17 protein-coding genes are annotated in these 23,447 nt (G+C 66.8%); 7 read left to right on the top strand and 10 right to left on the bottom strand.

Going from position 1 to position 23,447, the window contains the following annotated elements:
- Positions 1 to 200: 200 nt before the first annotated feature.
- The 6 genes from HUA74_RS19120 to HUA74_RS19095 form a co-directional block, all read right to left on the bottom strand.
- Positions 201 to 3,170 carry a S8 family serine peptidase gene (locus HUA74_RS19120; protein WP_174455644.1) on the bottom strand — a complete coding sequence of 990 codons (2,970 nt, stop codon included), beginning with the start codon at positions 3,168 to 3,170 and terminating at the stop codon, positions 201 to 203.
- Between the two features lie 731 nt (positions 3,171 to 3,901).
- On the bottom strand, positions 3,902 to 5,914 hold the full coding sequence (locus HUA74_RS19115; RefSeq protein ID WP_371817263.1) for an ATP-binding protein: 2,013 nt from the start codon (positions 5,912 to 5,914) through the stop codon (positions 3,902 to 3,904).
- Between the two features lie 190 nt (positions 5,915 to 6,104).
- Positions 6,105 to 7,286 carry a hypothetical protein gene (locus tag HUA74_RS19110; RefSeq protein WP_141647515.1) on the bottom strand — a complete coding sequence of 394 codons (1,182 nt, stop codon included), beginning with the start codon at positions 7,284 to 7,286 and terminating at the stop codon, positions 6,105 to 6,107.
- A 2-nt stretch (positions 7,287 to 7,288) separates the two neighbouring features.
- On the bottom strand, positions 7,289 to 8,017 hold the full coding sequence (locus HUA74_RS19105; RefSeq protein ID WP_141647514.1) for an ImmA/IrrE family metallo-endopeptidase: 729 nt from the start codon (positions 8,015 to 8,017) through the stop codon (positions 7,289 to 7,291).
- A complete protein-coding gene (locus HUA74_RS19100) occupies positions 8,014 to 8,388 on the bottom strand; it encodes a hypothetical protein (protein ID WP_141647513.1) in 375 nt (124 codons plus the stop codon). The genes HUA74_RS19105 and HUA74_RS19100 overlap by 4 nt, the downstream gene beginning before the upstream one ends.
- Position 8,389: 1 nt before the next feature.
- Positions 8,390 to 8,974, bottom strand: coding sequence for an RNA polymerase sigma factor (locus HUA74_RS19095; protein ID WP_141647512.1), 585 nt, complete (start codon positions 8,972 to 8,974; stop codon positions 8,390 to 8,392).
- A gap of 270 nt (positions 8,975 to 9,244) precedes the next feature.
- On the opposite strand from HUA74_RS19095, the gene HUA74_RS19090 reads away from it, so the two are divergent.
- From HUA74_RS19090 to HUA74_RS19080, 3 genes are all read left to right on the top strand, one after another.
- Positions 9,245 to 10,051 carry a GNAT family N-acyltransferase gene (locus tag HUA74_RS19090; protein WP_174455642.1) on the top strand — a complete coding sequence of 269 codons (807 nt, stop codon included), beginning with the start codon at positions 9,245 to 9,247 and terminating at the stop codon, positions 10,049 to 10,051.
- A gap of 78 nt (positions 10,052 to 10,129) precedes the next feature.
- A complete protein-coding gene (locus tag HUA74_RS19085) occupies positions 10,130 to 10,813 on the top strand; it encodes an iron-containing redox enzyme family protein (protein ID WP_371745690.1) in 684 nt (227 codons plus the stop codon).
- 90 nt (positions 10,814 to 10,903) lie between these two features.
- Positions 10,904 to 11,164: a DUF3892 domain-containing protein gene (locus HUA74_RS19080; protein WP_174455641.1), complete on the top strand. Its 261-nt coding sequence runs from the start codon at positions 10,904 to 10,906 to the stop codon at positions 11,162 to 11,164.
- 64 nt (positions 11,165 to 11,228) lie between these two features.
- Here the strand turns inward: HUA74_RS19080 and HUA74_RS19075 are convergent, their stop codons facing one another.
- On the bottom strand, positions 11,229 to 12,323 hold the full coding sequence (locus HUA74_RS19075) for a LuxR C-terminal-related transcriptional regulator (protein WP_174455640.1): 1,095 nt from the start codon (positions 12,321 to 12,323) through the stop codon (positions 11,229 to 11,231).
- A 454-nt stretch (positions 12,324 to 12,777) separates the two neighbouring features.
- Here HUA74_RS19075 and HUA74_RS19070 point away from each other — a divergent pair, with 454 nt between their 5' ends.
- From HUA74_RS19070 to HUA74_RS19060, 3 genes are all read left to right on the top strand, one after another.
- Positions 12,778 to 13,905 carry a DNA repair exonuclease gene (locus HUA74_RS19070; protein ID WP_174455639.1) on the top strand — a complete coding sequence of 376 codons (1,128 nt, stop codon included), beginning with the start codon at positions 12,778 to 12,780 and terminating at the stop codon, positions 13,903 to 13,905.
- Positions 13,902 to 16,649 (top strand): hypothetical protein, encoded by a 2,748-nt coding sequence (locus tag HUA74_RS19065; protein WP_174455638.1) that lies wholly within the window; start codon positions 13,902 to 13,904, stop codon positions 16,647 to 16,649. Before HUA74_RS19070 ends, HUA74_RS19065 begins: the two co-directional genes overlap by 4 nt.
- A gap of 106 nt (positions 16,650 to 16,755) precedes the next feature.
- Positions 16,756 to 18,339, top strand: a complete 1,584-nt coding sequence (locus HUA74_RS19060) for a DUF6119 family protein (protein ID WP_174455637.1) — start codon at positions 16,756 to 16,758, stop codon at positions 18,337 to 18,339.
- A 412-nt stretch (positions 18,340 to 18,751) separates the two neighbouring features.
- Here the strand turns inward: HUA74_RS19060 and HUA74_RS19055 are convergent, their stop codons facing one another.
- Positions 18,752 to 19,519 (bottom strand): hypothetical protein, encoded by a 768-nt coding sequence (locus tag HUA74_RS19055; protein ID WP_174455636.1) that lies wholly within the window; start codon positions 19,517 to 19,519, stop codon positions 18,752 to 18,754.
- Between the two features lie 325 nt (positions 19,520 to 19,844).
- Here HUA74_RS19055 and HUA74_RS19050 point away from each other — a divergent pair, with 325 nt between their 5' ends.
- A complete protein-coding gene (locus tag HUA74_RS19050; protein WP_174455635.1) occupies positions 19,845 to 21,014 on the top strand; it encodes an acyl-CoA dehydrogenase family protein in 1,170 nt (389 codons plus the stop codon).
- 54 nt (positions 21,015 to 21,068) lie between these two features.
- On the opposite strand, the gene HUA74_RS19045 is transcribed toward HUA74_RS19050, so the two are convergent.
- Positions 21,069 to 21,986 carry an SDR family NAD(P)-dependent oxidoreductase gene (locus HUA74_RS19045; protein WP_174455634.1) on the bottom strand — a complete coding sequence of 306 codons (918 nt, stop codon included), beginning with the start codon at positions 21,984 to 21,986 and terminating at the stop codon, positions 21,069 to 21,071.
- A 116-nt stretch (positions 21,987 to 22,102) separates the two neighbouring features.
- Positions 22,103 to 23,443: a DUF1501 domain-containing protein gene (locus tag HUA74_RS19040; RefSeq protein ID WP_174455633.1), complete on the bottom strand. Its 1,341-nt coding sequence runs from the start codon at positions 23,441 to 23,443 to the stop codon at positions 22,103 to 22,105.
- Positions 23,444 to 23,447: the final 4 nt, after the last annotated feature.

The following is a 23,447-nucleotide window of genomic DNA, read 5'->3' as shown; positions in this document are numbered from 1 at the left end:
CCAGGAGACTGGTGCGTGCGAGGCACGGCGCCCATCGCGCCCCGAGGGCGTGGTCCTGTCCACCTCACGACGCCCGACTCCGACCGCGTGGCTCGGGAGAACTCCCGTGAGCGGAGTGTCTCTCGCGCCGCGCCGCGCGCGTCCCTGTGTGAAAGGGCGCGCGCGGCGGGGTTCTTCGGGCTTCGCTTGCGCGCTCGGGGCTACATCTCCACCGGCGGCGTGCAGTTGACGTCCTGGCAGACATCACCGGGCGGGCAGTAGCAGCGGTCCGCCACGAGGATGTTCACCAGGGCCGAGGACTCACCCATGTGACTGAAGGTCCCCGGTGCGGTCTGCATGCGCATCCGCCACTGGAAGGCATGAGGGCCCTGGGTCGTGGTGGGCGCGGTGGCCGTGAAGCTGAAGGTCCGCTCCTCGCCGGGTTTGACGCGGTCCCCCGGCTCCAGGGTGACGGACACGTGCCCCCAGTTGTTGCCCTGGAGATTGGGGAGCGGGGCCAGGTGGACGATGGCGCTGTCACCCCAGGTCGTGTCGCCCGAGTTCTTCATCGTGACGGTGACGGGGAAGCTCTGCCCAGGCTCCACGCGAGCGGGGACCGTCTGCCCGACGAACGTCGCGTCGGTGCGAGGAATGACCTGGATGAAGGTCAGCGGCGAGGCCTGCCCGAAGCCTCCGGCCTGGGTCTGCCACATCTGCCACCGCAGCGCGTAGGAGCGGACCTGCGTGGGCGCGTTGACGGTGACGTGGAACGTCTTCTCCGCGCCGGGCGCCACCTCTTCGCCGGGGGCCAGGGCTCCGTTGGAGTTGCTCCATTCGGGGAACAGGTTGCGGAGGGAGAAGCCGGTGTCGGCGCGCCAGGGCAGGGTGCCCGTGTTGCGCAACGTGACGTCGTAGACGAAGGAAGTGCCCGCCATCACGGTGGTGGGGCCGGACTGGCTGACGACGACCGCGTCCCGCGGCGGCAGCGTGACGTTGATGGTGATGGGTTCGGTGAATGCGCCGAAGTAGACCGGGGTGTCGAACCCATCCTGAACCATCCGCCAGTACATCGTGTAGGGACCGGGCGTGGTGGGCGCGGTGAGCATCGTGGAGAAGGTCAGCTCCTGACCGCGAGCCGCCGAGTCCGTCGGGTTGAGGTAGATGCGCTGGTGTCCCCACACGCTGCTCGTCGCCGGCTGGGAGCCCAGCCGATAGAACGTGGCCATGGTCCAGGTGTCGCTGCCCGTGTTCTTCATCGTGAAGGTGGCGTGGAAGGTGCTCCCCGCCACCACCGAGGTGGGCACGGACTGACGGACGAAGGCCGAGTCCCGGAACGGCACCGTGACGTTGATTTGAGTCAAGAACGAGGGCGCACCGAACAGGCCATGTCCCTCCTTCATCATCCGCCACTGGAAGGGATAGGTGCCCAACTCGTACGGCGTCCTGATGGCGAACAGGAAGGTCTTGGTCTCGAAGCGCCTGATGACCTCACCGGGCTCCAACTGGACGCGGTCCAGTCCCCAGAACGACGTGTTGGTGACGGGCTCGATGGCCTGGAGCCTGAACCCTGTCGCGGCGGTCCAGGGCTCGGTCCCCGTGTTCTGAATCATCACGGTGATGTTGTAGATGCGGTCAGCCTGCATGGTGGAGTCGACCCGCTGGAACACAATCCTCGCGTCCAGGGCGGGCGTGGCGCAGCGGAAGCTGACATCTCGTGAGAGGGTGGTTGCCTCACTGTCGCTGACGGTGAATCTCACCGTCGCGTCAGTGCCCGGCGTGCACGTGCCCGCCACCGAGATGGAGGTGGAGTTCTCGATGGTGAGGTTGGCGATGCTGGACCAGGACTGGGTGTAGGGCGTGACTCCTCCAAAGGGCCAGGGGACGGTGCAGGAGAAGGTGCTCGTGTTCGTCGCGGTGCCGGGAATCGACTCACACGTGGGGGAGGGAATCAGGAGGGGCGTGATGACCGCCTTGGAGGCATCCAGCATGCCGGCGCCGCACGTGTTCGCCGGGCATCCGGGGACGGCATTCACGGACTGGAGGAGCCGCTGGGTCACCTGGGCGACGGTCCAGTGGGGGCGCTGGGTCATGATGAGCGCGGCGACCCCCGCGACGTGGGGCGCGGCGAAGGACGTGCCGGAGATGTAGCGGTGGCAGAAGTCCGCCCCGAACACCGTGGGGCCGGGCTTGGACACGGCCCAGGCCGTCACGCTTCCACCCAGCCCATTATAGGGCCCCATCGGAGTGGGGTCGTCGCAGAGCAGCCCATTGCCGTAGACATCCGGGCCTCCGCCGGGCGCGGTGATGGTCACTCGGGGACCCCTGTTGCTGTAGGGGGCCAGGTGCCCGTTCGGCATGGTCGCCGCCACGGTGATGACCCCCTGACAGGACGCGGGTATCACCACGCTGGGGTCGCGATTGTCATTGCCCGCCGCGGCGACCACCACCACGCCGGCCTGGATGGCATTGGTGACGGCTTGCTGCAACAACGGAAAGTCGACGCAGCGCTCTTCAGTGGGCTCCAGGGTTCCGAAGCTCATGTTGATGACCTTGGCCCCGTTCAGGACGGCCCAGTTGATGGCCTTGGTCACGTTGCTCATGATGGGGCGGTCGGCGGTCGAGGAGATCTTCACGGGCATGAGAGGGCAATCCCTGCAGACTCCCGCGACGCCGTAGTTGTCCCACTTCGCGCCCAGGATTCCTGCCACCGCCAGGCCGTGGTGCCATCGGCCGTCGGAGGTCGGGTCCGGGTCGGAGACATTCGGCTGCTCGTAGCCGAAGTCGTAGCCTTGCCCCCAGCGATCATCGAGGTCCGGGTGCGCGAGCCGCCCGGAGTCCAGGACGGCGATCTTCACGTTGCCGGTGACGGTCTGCCAGGCCTCTGGCAGGTGGATGGCGGGGTAGTGCCATTGCAGGCCGTAGTACGGGTCAACGGGCTCGGACAGGTAGTCCATGTAAGGGTCCACGTGCGCGTATTCCACGTCGGAGCGCAGGCGGAGCTCCTCCACGGCGGCCGTGGTGAGGGACTCCTGCTCGGCCACGGACTTGTTCGTCAGCGCTTCGTTGGACGCGAGCGTCCAGAGCTCCGTGCCCCCGGAAAGGACGTCCGCCTGCTGGAACGTCAGGCCATGGAGCGTCATGGGCGCGCTGACGGAAGAGGCCTTGCCCTGGGGGGCTGGCCGGAACTTCACGAGGACTCGGCCCGGGACGAAGCGGGGGCGGGTGGTGGGCTCCTCTTCCAGCTTCGAAAGGGACGCGGGCGGAGGGGAGGCCTCTGTCGGGGGCGCGGGCGGTTCGCCGCAATGGGCCCCGAGGGCGAGGAATAGACAGGCTTGAAGGCAGCGCAAGAGTCGGGATGAGGGCACAGATGTTTCCTGGGGAGGACAGCGGTGGAGGTGGTGTGGCAACGGGTAGAAGAAAGTGCTGATGGCTCCTCGGCCTGGGGAACGATGTTGTTCTCGAAGGCGAGCCCGGGCACTCAGGAGCCGCACGAGAGCGGCGGGGCGCAGGTGATGGTCAACGATTGAAGGTGAGGCCGGTGTTGTCGGCTTGGCTCACGAGTTGGTCGACCATCATCTGCGGGGGGCCGGTGGCCATCGACGCTTCGTCGGTGACGAGCGAGCGGAACGGTTTCGGCGTCGCGGCGATACTGGAGGCCGCCGCACTCGGAGCGGGGCGCGGCTACGGCGGGCCCCAGGCTCGCGAGGAGCAGTCCCGCGCACGTGAGATGCGGGATGTCGTGCTGGGGGCGCCTGGAGGCGCGCCCCCAACTGGCCTCACGGTCGTCCGCCAGTGGAATGTTTCGAAGGTGAATCATCTCTGTTGCCTCTCGGGGCTCCGGTGTCCGAGGGCTGTTACGGTCGCTGGCTGCGACCTGGTTGATGATGATTGAACTTCGTCGACTGCGTTTCCCTCGCGCTGCTCAGTCGACGAGCAGGCGCTTCACGGGGGCGGGGTCGACTGCCACCATCAGCGGACGGGCGAAATTGCTGAAGGAGACCAGCGCCTGCCCTGGGGCGAGCCGGGTCACCCGATTCCAGAGGCTCTCGTCGATGCTTCCCACCGTGCGTTGCATGCGGGAGATGACGGAGCTGTCGGTCATCTTGTGGATGATGAAGTTGTTGAGCAGGCCCAGCACCTCATTGGGGAGGTGTTGAGGCAGCTGCGTGACGAAGACGAGCCCGAGCCAACGCTTGCGTCCGCGCTTGGCGATGCGGGCGACCTGCTCGAAGAGGACGGGCATCTGGCTGATGCGGCTGGCCGACAGGAACTCGTGCGCCTCCTCGATGATGATGAGCACCGGGGTGACGGCCTGGTCCTGGTTGTTCGCCTTCTCGTAGCGTGCCTCCTGCGCCTCCTGGAGTCCTCGCAGGATGTCCGCGATGACCAGGTTGTTGAGCTGGGGTGAGTCCGTGTCCGACAGGTCGATGACCGACACGCGTCCCGGCGCGAGCATCGAGTTGTAGGCCACGCCCGGCGCGGTCCCCACGTCGAAGATGTTGAGCCGTCGCAGGCGGTGGAGCTTGCTGGCCAGGGCCTTCCAACTGATTTCGGCCCTGCTGCTCTGGGCCATCACCCGGCGCATGACCATCCCCGGGTTGCTCTTGAACTCGCTGTGGAGCGAGAGCGCGTGGCTTGGCGGAGGCGAGTCCTCTTCGGGCGCCGGGTCCAGTCCCTCGAGCGCCTCCAGTAGCGGCTCCTTGCGTCGTGACGAGGCACGAGCACGGGGCTTTGCCTCTGCGCGGCCCTCGTCACTGAGGCTGTAGATGTAGGCGCTCACGACGTCCAGCACGTGCTGGATGGTCATCCGGGGGTAGCCGGTCGACAGCTCGTCCACGTCCAGCGCCTGTTGTTTCTCCTGGTCGCTCAGCGGGAAGATCTTGAAGTCCTCCAGGAGCAGCTTGGTGACGTCATAGGCCTTGAGGAAGCGCTCCTGCTGCGCGTCCGACATGTCCAGGATTTCGGCCAGGGCATAGGGCGACAGGCTGGAGAAGTTCAGGGCGAAGCGGTGCAGGTTCTTGTGGCGCGGGTTGCGGCTGGATCGGCCCGTCAGATGGTGGAGGTGCAGGTCCCTGACGCCCTGAGGTCGCAGGCCCCTTCGCTTGAGGGCCTCCAGCATGGCGGCGTGGTCCGTGGGCTCATCCACATGCGTGTATTCGCCCTCCACGTCGAAGACGACGGTGGCGATGCCCTCTGCCTGGGCGCGGTGGATGAGCGTGGCCACGGTGGTGGACTTGCCGCCACCCGTCGTACCGATGATGCCGGTGTGCCGCGGCAGCACGGACTTGTCGCGCGCATTGAGGCGGGCCTCCATGCGCTCGTAGCCCACGACGACGCCCAGGCACAGGTCTCCGCCCACACCGAGAACGCGCTCGCTCTCCTTGTCATCCAGCACGAACACGGGGCTCTGGGGACGTGGCCGGAAGCGGGGAGGCTTCAGGACTCCCTCCACTTCCTCACCCAACAGCTCCACCTCCGCGCGGCCGTGATAGTCGAACGTGTAGGTGAGCTTCTTTCCGTGCGTCACCACGCCGATGGCCATCGTCGAGTTGGCGGGAACGGCGTTGGGTTCCGTGAAGGGGCCTCGGACGACGACACCCAGATAGGTGCGCTTGTCCTCGCGCGACTTCACCCGTACCAGCGTCTGCGAGGCGAGCAGGTGGAGGTCGTCGCGGGCCAGCAGGATGGTCACGAGGTTGTCCTCGCTGGACGCGGTGTCGAAGTGGGTGAAGCCCGCGGCCAGCTCCAGTTCGGGGTCGAGCTGCGACGCCGTCGTGTCGTTCCTCAGCTCCTCGAGCGCGGCACGGGCCTCGGGTGGCGTCGAACGGACGACGTCGCCGCGCCCCTCCCGCGCGGACGCCGGTGGCGTCTCCGGGGGCGAAGCGGGCCTGCGCACCGTCGTGGGGGCCGCGCGTGACGGTTGACCTGGAGGCACAAGTCTTCTGTCCTCACCGCCCGAGGGCAGCGGAGTCTGATGTGGCGACTCACCCCGAGGTCCTCCGAGCGACGGGAGTGGCGCCGTGTGTCCGTTCAGTCCGTGCGGTGGACGACTCGGAATGTTCTCGAACAGCCCCGGACCTGGTGGCCTTGGTCCCTTGCCATCATTGGACATGGTTGTCTCCCCCCTACCGGCGCATCCCGCGCTCACTGAAGAACTGGAGGTTGGCTCCCGCCTGGGCGTAGGCGTCATGGACCAGCCCCAGGAAGCCGTCGTCGCCAAAGGCACTGCGGCAGGACATCTCCGCGACGTCGAGCAGCAGGGGGAAGCCCCGCTCGGGACGCAGCACGCTGTCGGCCATGGCCACCCAGGCGGCCTCGTGCACGTGCTCACGGTGCGCGTAGAACAGGCGGGGAGGGGAGTGGTCTGAAATTCGGAACAGCCCCTTCACGACGCACGAACTCGAGTCGCGCACGAAGTCCCAGGCCATGCGCTTGCTGCGTCCTCCGTACTCCCAGCCCCTGACGATGTGCTCGCCATCGCTCTGGAGCGTCTCGAGGAGCGCGTACTCGCCCGCGTCGAGCGCGAAGCCCATCGTCAGGAAGCCCCGGTCCTGGAGTGAGCCGGAGACGAAGACGAACTTCTTGTGTTCATGGATGACCCGCTGGAGCACGGACAGCGAGCGCTCCAGCAGGGTCATGTACCCAGAGCCGGAGAGCAGCTCGTGCGCGCAGGGATTCCCGATGCCCATCCGCCACTCCGCCGAGGACTTGCTCAAGAGCGCGGCCCGCTCCGCATAGGTCCGGATGCCCCGCCGCGCCATCCGGGACAGGGTGTCTTTGTGCCCCTGGAAGCGGTTCTGGCGCATGTTGATGTAATCCATCGCCTCCTGGGCGGGATTCGCGTTCCGCGCGGCCATCTCCTTGCGGAACAGCCGCTTTGAAAAGGCGCCGGAGTTCCCCTGGTAGCCGACGATGCCGACCCCAATCTGGGAGATGCCGATGGGCAGGCTGTCATGGCTCGCATGGCTGCCGGCCACGGCGTCAACCTTGCCTTGGAAGAGCAGCCGCTCGTGGATGAGTGTCAGCTCTTCTGGCGTGACTTTGTAGACTCCCGCCTCGGGAAGCATGCCGCTGCGGGTAGACAGTCGGGGGAGAATCTCGTTGCGGACGAGGGTGCGCAGCCGCCCTTCCTTGTGCAGGGCGCCGGCAATCTCGCTCCGGAAGCGCTCCATGACCTTGTCCAGGTCGAGCCCCGTGGACCATCGGTCGAGGTCCAGCGTGGAGGCCATGTCCTCCCCGAATGCCTCCCGATAGTCGTCATCCCCAAACAACTCACCCATCTCTTCCGGCGGAATCCTGCTCGACATGTCTACCCTCCCTCCACTCCCAGGAACTGCTCGATTGAAAATCGCGGAGTGCGCATGCGGCGGTGCAACTCCTGGACGTAGGTGTCCGCCTTCTCCCGGGGGAGCCCGTACCGGAAGAACAGCAGGCCCGTGGCCTCCTCGGCGGGGAGGTCCATCACCAGTGGCACCACGAGCTTCGCCGGAGCCAGCAGCTCCAGGCCCAGCAGGTCCGCGCGCCACTCGGAGTCCATCACCGCTCGACGGGCGTAGTGTCCGGAGGCATCGCGAGCCATGAGGTCCACCGGAGGCCCCAGCGAGAGCTTCTCGAAGAGGGCCGTCATGGCCTCGTCCGGCGTGGGCTTACGCAGACCGTCGAGCACCGGCAGTATCTGCTCGCCAAACACCCGCAGGGCCCGCTGACGTGGAAGCCATTGGTCCAGGATGAAGTGCGACAGCTCGTGCGCGACGGTGAAGCGTTGCTCGGCGTTCTCCTCGGACCTGTCCACGAACAGGAATCCGTGTCCGGCTTTCGCCACCATGCAGCCATGGAAATCACTGGCGTCACCCTCGACGGGCTGACGGATACCCCGGCGCAAGAGCCAGTCCCGCACGGCTTGCGGCGTCAGGTGGGGCAGGGCCACCACCTTGACGGAGAGCCGCGAGGGAATCTCCGTCGACAGGTTTCGTGGGAAGCGCGAGGGGGCCGTGAAGCCACACTCCTCCACGGCCTCCTCGAGCCAGAGCGGCGTCATGGACTCGTCTTCTCGCCCGGGACGCGGTCTCTCGCGGCCATCTGGATGGGACGTTCCTCTCCGTTGGAGTCCGCGACCCGCTCGGACAGGGCATCCACGATTTCGACGTGTCGAATCACGTCGACGAGCGCCCGGAGATCCACTTCATGACGTTCGGTGATGGCGGTGACCTGGGTATCGAAGTCCGGGCCCTCGGGTTTGCGGCACAGACACAGCCAGTAGAGCACTTCCCGCGTGCAGCCCAGATCCCGCGCGAGTTCAGCCTCGGTCCGATCCTCCAGTTGGCGATACCTCTCGAGTGTATAGGCAAGCGTCCAGGACGCGCGCTGGGCACGCAGGGCGGCCCGTTCGAGCCAATCAGGGTTCGACATCTCACTCCTCCTTCCCGATCCGTCCCAGGGTCTTCATGAGGCGGTCCCGGTTCCGTTTCACCTCGCGGCGGAGCTCTTTCTCCGACAGCTGCGGCAGGTTCATGGCCTTGGCCAGGGCGTCGGTGGAGCGCTCACCTTGGAGGATGAGCCCGAGGGCGGCCCGGTCCTGCTCCTGAATGGCCTGTTCGAGTTGTCCCACGAGGTGTCGTGCCTCCACGATGATCTCCAGGCTTCTATTCGGAGCCGTCGCGCGAAGTTCGATTGCCTCCCCGAATTCCCTTTCTCGGCGCTGGCGGGCCTCCTGGGAGCGGTACATGTCCCGGACCTGCATTTCGGCGTTCCGGGTCAAATACGAGGACAGCTTGCTCTTGTGGGCCAGGTACCGTTCGGGATTCTCCAAATACTCCATGAGGACGTCGCAGACCGCGTCGTGCGCCTCCTCTTTGGTTTTTCTCCGGTTGCGGCAAAGCACTCGGGTGATGGGGGCCATGAAGACCCTGAAGACGTCCTGGGAGGCCAGTGACTCATTCTTTTTAAGGACGCGCTCATGAAGTGCCTGTTCCTCCGCTTGTGATGGAAAACTCATCCCCACTCCTCACCGGGAAACTCCTGCCCGCTCTCGGGTTGACTGCGACATGTATGTTCGTTCCCACCCTGGTGAGTTCGACGGAGGCGGGTTTGTGCATCTCCATGAAAGGTTGCTGGAGATCAGTCCGTCAGTCTGTACCTCCCAGGTGGTATGCCGCCGCGCGCGAGAGGAGAAAATGAACGCCCCGCGCACTTTGGATCCCGGCAACGAATGAATGGACAGGAGACGGTGAGTCGCCGCGACCGACCCGAGTTCGAGAGGGAACCCATGACGTCCATGCACTGCCGAGTAGCCACCACCCAGCGAGAGCTCGATGACGCGCTTCGTGTCCGCTGGGCTGTCTTTGGGGGGGAACTGAGGTTGATTTCCGGAAAGGCGCCGCCGTCGAGGCGGGAGGTGAGCTGTTTCGACACGCTGGAGACCACGGTGCATCTGGTGGTCTACGCGGACCGCGAGCCGGTGGCGACGTTGCGGATGTTGATGACGAGCCCGGAGGTGGCGCTCGCCACGGGGGGCCGGCTGGGTATCGAACTGGAGCAGAAGCTGGACCTGTCGGGTCTGGGCGGACCTGGGATGGTGTTCGCGGAGACCGCGCGCTTCTGTGTGCTCGAGCGTTGGAGGCACTCCGAGGCGGTGGCGCACCTGCAGGCGGGCATCTACGCGGAGAGCCGCGGACGCGGCGTGACGCACTGGATCGCCGCGGCGAACCTGGACACGGATTCGAGGGAGGACGCGAGTCTCATCGCCCGGGTGGCGGCGCACCGGGGCTGGGTGAGCCCTCGCTGGCGGGTGAGGGTCTCCGAGCCCTCGGAGTCTCCGGTCCTCCCCAGCAGCCCCTTCTATACGCCCATGGAGCGTGAGCGCGCGGGACAGGGAAACCTGGGCGGGCTGCGGATGCCGAGGGCGCCCTCGTTGTTCGCCAGGAAGATGGGCGCGCGGTTCATCGCGGAGCCACTCTACGACGCGAGCTTCCGCCGCTTCACCCTGCCGCTCCTCGCCGCGCTCGACGAGATTCCCGCCAGCACCCTGGAGCGGTTCCGCGCGCTCGACGGCATCGTGCGTCGCGCCGGCTAGCCCCAGGGCGACCCGCTTTTCTTCCTTCACCTTCAACGCGCAACAGCCGGGAGCCCACGCCCCGGACAGGAGACGTCCGTGCAGACGACGATGGAGAGCCCGAAGTCGATGGATTGGGTGGACCTGCTGGAGCAGGAGGGCCGCGCGCTCGTGGCGGCGCTGGATGCGCATCCTGACGCAAGCCGCCTGTTCGCCGGCACGCTCGACCGGGAGGGCTATGTCCACTACCTGGTGCAGACGTATCACTACGTCCGCTGGAGCCTGCCGCTGCTGAAGGGCGCGGGGACGCGCCTGAAGCACCTGGGGCGGCACCCGAGGCTGGCGGACCTGCTGCTCCAGAAGGCCGAGGAGGAGCGCGGCCACGAGCGCTGGTTGCTGACGGACCTGAAGAACCTGGGGTGCTCGGAGGAGCGGGTCCTGTCCACGGGCCCGTCTCCGGCGGTGGAGGCCTATACCAGCTGGAACTTCTTCACCTCCCGGGCGGGCATTCCCACCGCGTTCCTGGGCACGGCGTATGTCCTGGAATACCTCTCCGTGACGCGCGCGACCGGGGCCGCGGAGCACCTGATTCAGGCGGATGCCATTGCGAACATCGGCAAGGCGGTGACGTTCCTGCGCGGCCACGGAGGTCTGGATGAAGACCATGTGGCGGAGCTGACGTCCGTGCTCCGGACGCTGACGGATGTGGAGGAACAGTCCGCCGTGCTGTTGTCTGCTCGCACGACGCGCGTCGTGTATCCAGGTTTCTTCCGCGAGCGGTGAACTCCCATACCCCTGGCGAGGTAGAGACGACCCTCCTGGCCAGCGCCATTCTCCCAGTCGACACAAGGCATCCACACCAGGGGGCGCTTCATGCGTTACATCACTCACATCCACCTCGAGGGCGGCAGACGACTCGAGCACATCGCGCTGGTTCGCTGGCGTGAGGGCCTCATGACGGGGACGAGTACGCGGCAGCAGATGGTGGAATGGATTGATGACGGTGGGGACGCGAGGGTTCAGGCCCTGCCCGTGGAGGCGCGGGTAGAGGTCGTCAATGCGCGACCGCCCTATCTGCGGTCGGTGCCGAACGGCAGTCGTTTCGACAATCTGCTGTCCCTGCCGGAGTTCTGAGCCGCCAGGGACACGGGGCGCCACGGGCGGGTCCGGAGGAAGGGCCGGGTCCGCCCGTGGTGGGTCAGATGGGCTTCATCAGGCGGGCGGCCTGGTAGAGGAAATCGGCGCGGCTGTCGCAGTTCAGCCGGTCCGTGCTGAAGATGTCCCGGATGTGTGTCTTCACCGTGTCGATGGAGAGGCCGTATTCACGGGCAATCTGCTCGTTGGACCAGTTCCTGAGCAGCGCCTGGGCGATGGTGACCTGGCGACTGGTGAGCCGCCGCTTCATCTGCTCGGGGAGCGGAATCGAGTGGGGAATCTCGTGAAGGATGAGCGCCCAGGGGCTGGGGCCCTGGGGCTCGGGGAGCTCGATGAACTTCACCACCCGGTGCGAGTCATCGAGTGACCTCACCCAGACGTTCGCCTGAAGCCGCTCGTCCGGGGACATGCGAGTCAGGGCGACCAGCCGGTCCACGAGGACCTCGGGCAGGCCGGAACCGTGGAGGTCGGAGCGGGTGAACCACTGCTCGAGCAGCGTGGTGGCCCGGGGTGAGCGCAGTCGTTCGAGGGCGGGCGGGTCCACCACGATGAACGCGGAGCGGTCATTCTCGTGGATTTGCTCCAGGAGGCGCACGCCCGTGGAGGCCACCCACATCTCGCCGCAGTTGCGCACCGTGTTGGCCAGGTGCGGCGTGAGGCTGGTGAGCAGGGCGACGGCGCGCTCGGAGAACGGGTGTCGGCGGTCGCGGTAGAGCGTGAAGCCGCCGAAGACGCCCGGGCGCACGTTCATGAGAACGGCCATGACGTGTTCCAGTCGCAGTTCCAGCTCTTGGCTGCGCTGGTAGAGCTGGCTTGCTTCCAGCTCCCTGCGCGACACCATCTCCGAGTCCCGGAGGACGGTGTCGAGCTGGCGCAACAGCGCCCTGCGCACGAAGTCGTCGTCGGCCACCTTGTCGTATTCGGACTGCTCCAGGAGCGGAACGCGAGGGCCGGGAACCAGCCACCGGTAGGGGATGGGCTGGCCAGGGGCGACGATGCACAGCCCCATGTACTCCGCGGGAATCAGTTCCAGGAAGAGGCCGCGGACCCTCTCCATGACCTCGGAGAGGTTCAGGGAGCTGTTGAGCGCCGCGATGACCTTGTCCCTCAGCAGGAATTCACGAGAGTCGAAAACCATGTCCATCCCCCTGCATGCGGGAGCGCGCCCCGCGATTGCCCAGACCGTCTGCCCTCTCAATAGACAAGAGAGAGAACGCTGTCCCTACCACTCCAGTGGTAGGTGCCCTCGCTGCCCGAGGCCCTACCTCCCAGGCTCGGGACGCGCGAAGGGACCGAGCTCCGCCGGACAGGTCGGAGTCGAGGCACTCTGGCGGTGAGCCTTTGCGGGTGTCGATCCTAGCGGAGCCGACCGGACAATGAAACGCCCTCAGGATGGATTGATGCGTCTGATATTGACTACCCGGGTGGGTGCGTCCTCACTCATCCGGTGGGTCGCGGGGACGGGGCGCCTACTCCTCGGGAGGTATGTCCTGGCCATCCCGTGCGTCGGTACGGTGTGTGGAGAGAGCGCGCTCGAGTTCGGGGCGACACTCCTTCCGCCGCGTCTGGACTTCGCGGCACATCGGTGAGTCATGGTCAGGATTCTTCATTCCGCGGATTGGCAGATGGGGCTTCGGGCGAGACACGTCGCCCAGGTTGCGTCAGCGGTGCGCGAGGCGAGGTTGGAGGCGGCACGCAATGTCATTCAGGCGGCGAACAGCCATCAGGTGGATGCCGTCGTGCTCGCGGGTGACATCTTCGAGGACAACCTGGTCGAGGACCGGCTCGTGCATCAGGTGGTGGCGGTGCTGGAGGGAGCGCGCGCGCCGGTGTTCGTCCTGCCGGGCAACCATGACGCGCTGACGCCTGACGCCGTCTACCATCGCGCTTCCTGGAAGCAGCGGCCCGCGCATGTCCGCATGCTGGATGGAGATGCGCCGGTTCCCATTCCAGGGACGGCGGCGGTGCTGCTCGCCGCCCCGCTTCGACAGAAGAAGGGAATGAAGGATCCAACGGGCGAGTGGCGGGCCCGCGCGGACGTGGACGCCATCCGCGTTGGCGTGGCCCATGGCTCCCTTCGTATCGAGGGGAAGCACGCCCTGGACGACTTCCCGATTGCCCTGGATGCGGTGGCGCGAGTGGGGCTCGACTATCTCGCGCTGGGTCACTGGCACGGGCAATACGTCCACGAGGAGCGCACCGCCTATGCGGGGGCGCATGAGACGACGAAGTTCGGTGAGGATGGCTCGGGGCAGGCGCTGCTCGTGGAGATTGCCTCGCGGGGCGACGTGCCTCGGCTGACCCCCGTTCCCACCGGCTCGCTGGTGTGGCGCACCCTGGAGTTGGATCTGGGCCAGGACCCGGAGCGGGAGGCGGCGCGTGTCCTGGGGCTCATGAAGGACGCGGCCCAGCCGGCCAGGACCCTGCTGCGGATTCGCACCACGGGCGCCTCCTCGGATGCCGCCACACCGGTCGTGGACCGTCTCAAGGAAGGATTGCTGGGGCGGGCGTTCCTGCATGTTTCCGTCGAGCGTCGCGACATTCCGAAGGCGGAGGTGGAGGGACGGCTCGCCGAGGTGGTCGCCTCCAGCTCCCTGGTGGCTTCGCTCCTGGAGGAGTTGTCGCGACCCTTGTCTCCCGGGCTGGTCGACGCCTCGGAAGCGGGGCGGATCGCGGCCAGGTGTCTCTTGTCGGAGCTGGTGATGGAGGCGTGGCGATGATTCTGCGCAGGCTTCGAGTTCAGCATTTCCGTTGCTTCCGCAATCCCGTGGAGCTGTCCGGGCTGGGGGTGGGCATCCATGTCGTCCATGCGCCGAACGAGACAGGGAAGTCGAGTCTCGTCCTGGCCCTCGCGCGGGCACTGTTCGACCGGAACTCGACGAGGGACCGGGAGATACAGAACCTGCGGCCCTGGGGGACGACGCTGTCGCCGCGGGTGACACTGGAGCTGGACTCCGGTGGCAAGCGCTATCGGTTGGAGAAGGCGTTCCTGGATGACGCCACGAGCCTGCTGGACGAATGGACGGGGACGCGGTTCGAGCGGCTCGCCGACTCGCAGCGGGCAGACGAAATGGCGCGAGGGTTCCTCTTCTCCGGAGGAGCGCAGGCCGGTGCGACGAAGCCGGGCCAGTGGGGACTGGCCCGCCTGCTCTGGCTGGGTCAATCCGCCGAGCGTCATGTGCTGCCCGGTCTGGACACGCCCCTGAAGGCTCGGCTCATGGAGGCGGTGGGCGTCGCGGTGCTGAGCGAGCAGGAGCAAGGGGTGTTGAAGCGGGTGGAGGACGCCTATCGCCAGTTCTTCACGCTGAAGAAAGGCAAGGTGGTGACCGGCAGCGAGCTGGAGTTGAAGGCGGCGCTCGTGGCGTCTCTCGAGGAGGAGCTGCGGGGAATTCGCGCCCAGCAGGAGGCGAGCGCGGAGCACGCCCGGGACATGGAGGAGGCGAGGAGCGCGCTGGGCGACCTCGCTGGGGAGCGGGGGGCCCTCGAGGCGCGGTTCTCCGCGCTTCAGGCGCGTGTGGAGGCGGAGACGCAGCTGGAGCAGCAGATCGCTCTCCGGGACAAGGATGTGGAGCGCCAGCACCAGGAATGGGAGCACCTGGATGGGAAGCAGCGAGAGCTGCTCGCGCTTCGCCAGAACGTGGCTCGGCATCAGGCTGTCGTGGCGGAGAAGGAGCCGGTCCTCCAGAAGGCGCGAGAGGGGTTGATTGGCCAGGAAGCGTCGTTCCGACAGGCCCGGGAGCTGTTCCAGGCGCAGCTCGGAGAGCAGGAGAAGGCGGAGCAGCGGCAGGAGCGCGGACGTCTGCTGGAGAAGGCCCGGCAGGCGCTGGTGGAGCAGCAGCGGCTGGATGGACAGCTCAAGCAGGGGGAGCGGCTGGAGACCGCCGTGGAGGGATTGCGGCGAAGAACAGCGGCGTTGAAGACGCTGTCCGAATCCGACGTCAAGCGCGCGGAGGACGTCGAGCGCAAGCTGCGGCAGGCGCAGGACAAACTGGAGGCGCGGGGAATCGAGGTCGTCTTCAAGGCGGAAGGGTCTCGGAGCATCGAGTGGGAGGCGGAGGGACAGGTCCAGCGGCACGAACTGGCGAAGGCCGAGCAGAAGCTGTTCGCGGGCGTGAGCGCGGGAAGCCTGCGCATCAAGGGCGTCGGGGAGGTGCGCGTTCGCACCGGGGCCGAGGAGATCGGGAACCTCCAGGCGGACGTGGAGAAGTTCCGCAAGGAGCTGACACGCCGGCTCCACGAGCATGGTGTGGAGAGTCCGCAGCGGTTGCGTGTGGAGTGGGAATCACAGCAAGCGGTACTCCAGGAGCAGGCGAAGCACGAAGGCGCGCTGGAGACGTTTCTGGAGGCCGCGGGCTTCGAGAGCGTGGAGGCTCTCCGGGAGAAGCGTCGCGAGCAGGCGGGGAAGGTGGGGACCCTGGCGGGGCAGCTCAATCTCGCGGTGGCCGCCCTGGCCACGTACCCGACCCCCGAACTCGTCGTGCTCTCCGAGGAGCTGAGGCTCCGCAAGCAGGAGGTGAAGGAGCGGGAGAAGGCGAAGGACGACGCGGAGGCGGTGTACCGCCAGGTGGAGAGGCAGGTACGGGGTCTGGCCCAGGAGCGGGACTCCGCGATGCAGACAGCGCGAGAGCTGGAGCTGACGATGAAGGCCCAACTCCATGCGCTGGGCATGTCGCTGGAGCAACTGGGGGCGGAGGTCGAACGGGCTCATGGGGAGCTGGAGCGCCTGAAGAACATGGTGACGGGGTTGAGGGCGCGGCTTCCCCGTCCGGAGGAGCGGGCGGCCACGCAGCGCCGCCAGCTCGACGAGGCGAGGGAGCGAGTCGTAGGCGCGGAAAAGAAGGCCCAGGAGCGAATCATCCGCGCGGAGACGTTGCTGGGGCGGGCGGCGGAGGCAGGGGTGTACTCGCGATTGGGGGAGGCGGAGGAGCGGCTGGTGCTTGCGACGGAGGAGCACCTGCAACTCAAGACCCGGGCCGAGGCGGCCGAGATTCTCCGAAAGTTGGTGGGCCACTGGCAGGAGCAGGTGAACCGGACGTTCGTGGCACCTATCCAGGACGCGGTTCATGCGCGCTTGGAGCACATCCGTGGAGATGGGCGGAACGAGGTGCTCTCGCTGGGGCCGGAGTTCATCGACGCGGCGATGGAGACTCCCGACGGGGCGAGGTCGCTGGCGAGCTTCTCATGGGGAATGCAGGAGCAGACCCTGTTCGCGCTGCGCCTGGCTCTCGGGGAGATGCTGTCGAAGCAAGGGACGAAGCCGGAGCCGCAGCTCGTGGTCCTGGATGATGCCCTGGTCAACACGGACGCGGTCCGCCATCGGCGCGCGCTGGAGTTGATTGAGAAGGTGGGGGAGTCGCTGCAGGTGCTCATCCTGACCGCGTTTCCGGAGCGCTATCGCACCCTGAGAGGGATGAAGGAGTTCGACCTGCGGGAGTTGGCTCAGGAGTCCACTCCCGCCGGGTGAGGTCGTGTTGACGGAGCGTGGCGTTCGCCGCGTGGTGCTTCTCGGTTCATGACGAGTGCAACTGGCGCGTCGAGGTGCGGCGCGCCAGATAGGGGGACGTATGCCTATGCAGAAGAGTCGGGCACGTGTCAGGCATCTGACCGCGCTGCTGATCAAGGACGAATTCAAGAAGCCCGAGGACTGTCTCAAGGACGTCAGCGCGGTGGAGAAGGTGGAGTTGTCAGCGCGGCTTTCCTATTCGGCTGACTTCTACCTCCAGGCGAAGAAGGCGCGCTCACCTCCGTGGATGGAGTTCCTGGAGACGATCGTGGCGAAGAAGCTGCCGACGCTCAAGAACCAGAACGTGTGCGGGGTATTCTTTGTCCGGCTGAAGAAAAGGATCGTCGCCTTCGCGCAAGGACATGGCCGGAACCTCCTTCGAGCCGACTGCTTCGAGCGGGACTTCGGCCTCAAGGTGGTCTTGAACTCGGTCGATCCTACCCAGTTGCGGAGCGTGGATGCTCGCAAGGTCGAGGACCTGACGACGCAGACGCGAAAGCAACTGAGTCGAAACTCACCGCTGGATGCATTCGCTCTCAATCTGAATCAGGACATCCTCCGGGTCATCGCGGGGAAGCCCAAGAGTGAGGAGTTCGCGAAGTTGATAGTCGGTTCTGACTCGCTTTCGCTGAGCGCCAAAGTGGAGGTCGAACAGCTTGGGGAGAAGAGCGAGGAGCTCTTCGCCGCCTATCAGAGCCAGGAGTACAAGAAGCACTTCCCCTGGTTCGATCATCTCCGGTCGGTTCGAGACCAGGCAGTGATGGGGGAGTTGAATCGCAGGTTGATCGAAAAGATTCAGGCAGGCTCAGCCGACGCCCTCCATCTGGCCACGCCCGAGGTCATCGACTGGAGTGAATCATCGGGGCTTTCGTTCTCGACGGAAGCGGACCCGACGCCGCGCCATGACCTGTTGATGGAGGACTATCTCAAGACGAAGGATGAAACGGTGTCGGTCGCCGACCTCAAGCGAGACCATGTTCAGGTTCACTTTGGCGCGGCGAATGCGCCCGTGTCCAAGTGGAGTGTGTATGACTCGATTGTGTTCGAGGCGGAGGAAAAGGGAGAGGTCTTCGTGCTCTCCGGGGGCGATTGGTTCCGAGTCGCCAAGCGTTTCGCTGATGAGGTGAGAGACCGGGTCGGAACCATCAAGAAGTCGACGCTCATTCTTCCTGCCGCGAAGAGCACGGACCGGGAGGACGACTACAACTTCAACGTCGCCAAGTCGCGAGGGTTCATCTTGATGGACAAGAAGAACTCATATGTCGCGGAGGGCAAGACGTCGATCGAGGTCTGCGACCTGCTCACGAAGGATCGGCAGTTCGTGCACGTGAAGCGGAAGACACGGTCCTCGACACTCAGCCATCTTTTTTCTCAAGGCGTTGTCTCGGCGGATGCGTTCTGGATGGATCAAGAATTCAGGAACCACGCCCGGAATCATGTACTGAAGATCCATCCGACGTTGAAGAGTCTGATCCCGCAGGAGCGCCCGAATCCGGCGGAGTTTGAAGTTGTGTTCGCGGTCATCACAAAGAGCAACCCCAAGTGGCCGCATTCCCTCCCGTTCTTCAGTCAGCTCAATCTGAGTTACGCACATGACCGCCTGGAGCGGATGGGGTACCGAGTCTCGTTGCTGAGAATTGATGAGGTTTGACAGCGGCTGGGTTGATCGCAGGCGGGTGACCCCTTCCTCGCCGTTCGGCAGGGCGGCGGTGTGCCGCTCCCGTGGAGAGGCGTTCGGGGCATCCATGGGCGTCGACAGCGGCTGGCCGCGAATCGCCCTGATTCCTCACGCGGTGGCCACCCGCCTCGCAAGCTGGCCCACTCTTATCGGGGCGCCGGACGCGTCGAGGCGCGAGTCGTCTTCCGTCGCGCCGCCTGATTGACTGGTGGCGCCGCCTTCTTGGCCCGTGACGCCGTCTTCCTGGCCGGTGACGCCGCCTGATTGACTGGTGGCGCCGCCTTCTTGGCCCGTGACGCCGTCTTCCTGGCCAGTGGCGTCGTCTTCCTGTCCGGTGGCGCCGCCTTCGTTGTCCGTCGCGCATTCGCGGCGCGGGCAGCCTCCATCACCGCGGCCCGTCGCTTGATGCGCGCGACGCCCTCCGTGTCCGCGGCGGAAGCCCGAGTGTGCCCATCGCGGCCAGTGCCTCACGCGTCGGTGCGTGCTTGTGACAGAGCAGCACGAGGTTGGCGGCGCGCAGCACGCGAGGGGTGAAGATGGGTGGGTTGCCCAGTTCGGGCAGCAGACCGAGCAGCACCGGCACGTCGTCGAGCTTTGACTGCCAGGACTCGGCGCGCGAGCTCTTCGCGATGTGCGTCACCTCGCGCCCGATGTACGCCGCCGCCAGCTCGGCGAACCACGGGGTGACGGGCTTCTTCACGAGGGCCATGAGCGCCGTGGCGAGGCGGCGGCTCTTGACGAGCACCTTCCAGGCCTTCTCCTCCGCGGGGGTGATGCTGGACGACGGCACCACCGCCACCAGGGACGACTCGAGGTTGTCGGCGAGCAGCACGTCCTCCCCGTCGTCATCCACCCGCTTCTCCCAGGTGGAGACAGCGCGCCTCACGAAGGAGGCCTCGTCGGCGAATTCGCTGTGGTCGCCATGCTCTTCGATGTCTCCCCGCAGGCCTCGGAGTGCGCGCAGCACCACGCGTGCGATGGCGGCGTCCTCTTCCTTCTTCAGGAGCGCCGTGCCTTCACGAACCAGGCTGCGCGGGTCGAGCTTGTGGGCGCGCTCGGCGAAGTCCCGTACGGTGGGAGAGGACTCCGTCCCGGCTGCGCCCTTCCTCAGGGAGACGACGAACCTTCGGAGTGCGTCCTCGGTGACATGCATGCCCCATCCTGCACCGGGAGTGGAGAGCACGGCGACCTGAACGACCTGGGCGAGCAGGCCCTGATGGGAGGCGTACGGGTGGGGTGGAGACACGTCTGAGAACGAGTGAGGACCTTCATGGCCGGTCCCATGTGTTGGGGCCCGTCTATCTGGAATGGGGCTATGCCCACATGGCAATGTTTTGCTGCCGTTGTCTGTTTGGGTGGAATTACTAGTTAGTCTCGTCTATGATAGGAGTTGCGTCAGAGGCACGCGCCAGGTGTGGAGATGTCCCTGGTGAGCGCTGCGTGGAAGGCCTCGTGTCCCTCGTTCCCGGGAGTCGCACGTGAAGACGAACAGTCGGTCCGCGGTCCTCCAGGCGGTACGCGAACTCGCACCATCCCTCTCCGCGCGGGGCGCGGAAATCGAGTTGGCGAGGAGGATTCCCGCCGATGTGATTGGCCTGCTCAAGTCAGCGGGGGTGTTCCGGATGTTCGTGCCGCGCAGTCATGGCGGACTCGACCTGTCGCTCCTGGAGGGGCTGGAAGTGCTGGAGGAGCTGGGTCGAATCGACGGCTCCCTCGGTTGGACGACCATGATTGGCGTGGGCAGCCCCCATCTGTTCGCGGTGTTGCCACGCTCGGAGTTCGATGCCATCCACGCGGCGAGCCCGGACATCGTCGCGGCGGGCGCCATGGCGGCGCAGGGAGAGGCGCGGACGGTGGTGGGAGGCTATCGCGTCACGGGGCGGTGGAACTTCGCCACGGGATGCCATCACAGTGATTGGTTCTACGGAAGCTGCGCCCTGAAGGACGAATCGGGAAAGCCTGTGATGGGCACGGATGGCAAACCCGCGCTGCGCACCGTGCTGGTGCCCGCCTCCTCCGCGCGCATCCTCGACAACTGGCAGGTCCTCGGGATGCGTGGCAGTGGCAGTCACGACATCTCCGTCGAGGATGTCTTCGTGCCGGAGGCGTATGCCTTTGACGTCGCCGCGGCCCGCCCCTGCCACCCCAGCCCCCACTTCGTGGCCCCTCCGCTCCAGATCAGCCTGCACATCGGCGCGGTGGCGGTCGGAATCGCGCAGGCTGCGCTCGACGACGTGGTCGCCCTGGCGAAGGCGGGAAAGAAGCGCCTGTATGCGCGCCACACCCTGCGCGAGTCACCCCAGTTCCAGCACCGGCTGGGGCGAGCCCAATCCGACCTGCGCGCGGCGCGCGCCCTGCTCCAGGAACTCTCGGGGCGCTTCTGGACCACCTGCGTCGAGGCGCCGGACTCCGCCTCCGGCTTCGCACCGGAGATTCTAAGCACCACCGCGTGGCTCGTGGACACCGCCGCCGAGGTGGTGAGCGCCTGCTATCGCGCTAGCGGCACCAGCCCCGTCCGGGACGGCTCCACCCTCCAGCGGCGCTTCCGCGACATCCATGTGCTCACCCAGCACGCCTCCGCCACGGATGGATGGTTCGCGCAGGCGGGCAGCACCTTGCTGGGGTTCGACTTCGCGTTGGAGTCCTGAGGCTCGGAGGCGGGCCCGTCCCGTCATGGCGGGGCGGGCCCACGGAGCAAGTGCTCAGGTCCCCGTACTCTGGGGGGCCTCGTCCTCCCCGTAGGGCGGGATGCGGAAGCCCTCGGGCTGCTTGCCATCCACGTCCGTGAAGCCGTACTCGCGCGCCAGGTCGCCGGAGGTGAACAGCTTCCCGCTGCGCTCCATGATGCGCGGATCCCCGGCCAGCGCGGCCACGGCCCTGCCTCCGTACTCGGGCGACTCGGTGCCGCTCAGGTCGAAGGGACCCTTGGCGTGCTCGGCCATCACTCGCTCGGTGCGCATGAAGCCCGGTGCCAGGGCCACCGCCGCGACGTGGTGCTTCTTCAACTCCAGCCCCATGCCAAAGCTCATGCGGATGATCGCGGACTTGGCGACGTCGTAGTACAGGTTGCGCAGGTACTCGCCGTAGGCCCAGCCCACCGTGTTGACGATGAGGCCCGGAGGCGCGTCGGCCTTGCGCCCGATGAGCAGCGGCGCGGCGAACCGGCTCGACAGGAAGTGCGCGCGCAGGCCGGCGACATACATGCCCTGCCAGCGCTTCTCCGTGGGCTGCTCCCAGAACGGCAGGTCGAAGTCGGGGCCGTCATACTGCTCGTAACCTCCCCAGACGTTGTTGACGAGCAGGTCCAGCCGCCCGGACTCGCGCTTGACGCGCTCGAAGAACGCGGCCACGTCCTGCTCGTTCGTGTGGTCCACCCGAGCGGCGATTCCCTTCCCCCCTCGCTGCGTCACCTCCTCGGCGGCGTTCTCCACCGTGCCGGGGAGCCCCTCGGTGGTCTGTCCGGCAGAGGCGCTTCGACCGGTGACGTAGACAGTGGCGCCGGCTTCGGCGAGCACCAGGGCGATGGCGCGACCCGCGCCGCGGCTGGCGCCGGTCACCACGGCGACACGGCCGGTCAGGGTCTTCAGGTGTTTCGCGATGGGCTGCTTGGCTCCTTGCATGAACGTCTCCGGATAGGTTGGGGCAGCGGGTGGACTTCGGGCTCTGTTCAGCGAACGTCAGGCAAGACGAGACCCACTGGGGAGGGCGCGCGAGCTGTCGGGGTTCGTCGTCTTCGTCAGGCGAGGATGCCGTGCAGCAGCATGTCCCGCCCGTAGTCGTGGCGGAGCGGATCTCCTCCGGCCAGGTGCAGCAGGGTGGCGAAGAGCGCGTCGATTTCGAGCGGGCGCCGTTGCCCCTCGGTGGTGCTGCCGCTGCGATAGTCGATGGAGACGCCGCGGAACCTCGCGTCCGTCTGTCCGACCGTCGCGCCCGCGCGGATGCCACGCCCCAGGAGAATCCAGCTGTTCTCGGGCCAGTGGTCCTTGCCCCGCACCATGTTCAGCTTGGGGAAGCGGCCCAGCTCGGAGGCGATCACGATGGTGGTCTGTTCCAGGAGCGTGCCGAACGCGTTGCGCTCGCGCTGGAGCAGGTCCAGGAAGCCGGCGATGTCGTCGAAGATGGGGCGCGTGCGCGCTGACTGGAGCGCCACGTTGTCGGTGTGCGTGTCCAACCAGACGCGGGGCGAGCGCACGGTGACGAAGCGGGCGTGATTGCCACGCACGGCATGGAAGGCGAGCTGGAGGCCGGGCCCCAGCGGACTTCCACGAAGCGCCGTGTGGCGGTCCGCGGTGGATAGCAGGCGCTGGAGGTGCTGGCCCTGTTGGAGCGTCTGCTCGTGCGCGGCGAGCTCCTCCGGTCTCCCGCCGAGCCACTGGCGGGCCTCCTCGTGCCGCAGGGCCTGCATCTCCTCGAACCAGGGGGGCGTGTCGAACAGGCCCTGTCGAGGCTCGCCCGTGAGCAGCTCCACCGTCGCGGGGTCGATGCTCAGTCCTCCCGCGAAAGGGATGGCGCGGCCCTCCGGATTGCCGGGCAGCGGCAGCGCGTCCAGGGGGCGCGGTGGCCGCGGGAAGCCGGTCTGGATGTGGAGGTGCGGGATGGGGGCGCTGCCCGGCAACAGGCCTCCGAGCACGTCGCCGAAGGGCGGGGTGCTGGCGCCATGTCGCTGGTGGCCCGCGCGCAGGATGGCCTCGCCCGTCTCGTGCGCGACGGTGTCGTAGCGGACGCCGTGGACCAGGCACAGCGCGTCGTCGTGGCGCAGCAGCCCGCCGATGAGCGGCCCGAACAGGCGGCGCGTGCCCTGGAGGCGCTCGGCCGCCCGGTATCCGGTGTCGACCTCTCCGGCCGTGGCGGGGTCCTTCGCGTCCACGGTCATCACGCTGTCGAAGCCACCGTCGAGGGTGATGCGGACGAAGTAGTGGGGCCGCGCGGTGGACGGCGGCGGGAGGGCGACGGGTGGCGTGGAGGTCGACTTCACGTCGGGCGCGCCCGCGCGGTGGAGGCCACAGGCCGGGAGCAGGGCCAGCCCGCTGACGCCAGCCAGGGCCTGGAGGACTTCGCGTCGTGAGGAACGGGCCATGGTC

It is taken from the genome of Myxococcus sp. CA051A (assembly GCF_013336705.1).
GTDB lineage: Bacteria > Myxococcota > Myxococcia > Myxococcales > Myxococcaceae > Myxococcus > Myxococcus llanfairpwllgwyngyllgogerychwyrndrobwllllantysiliogogogochensis.
This window is presented reverse-complemented; position numbering and strand designations above follow the sequence as displayed.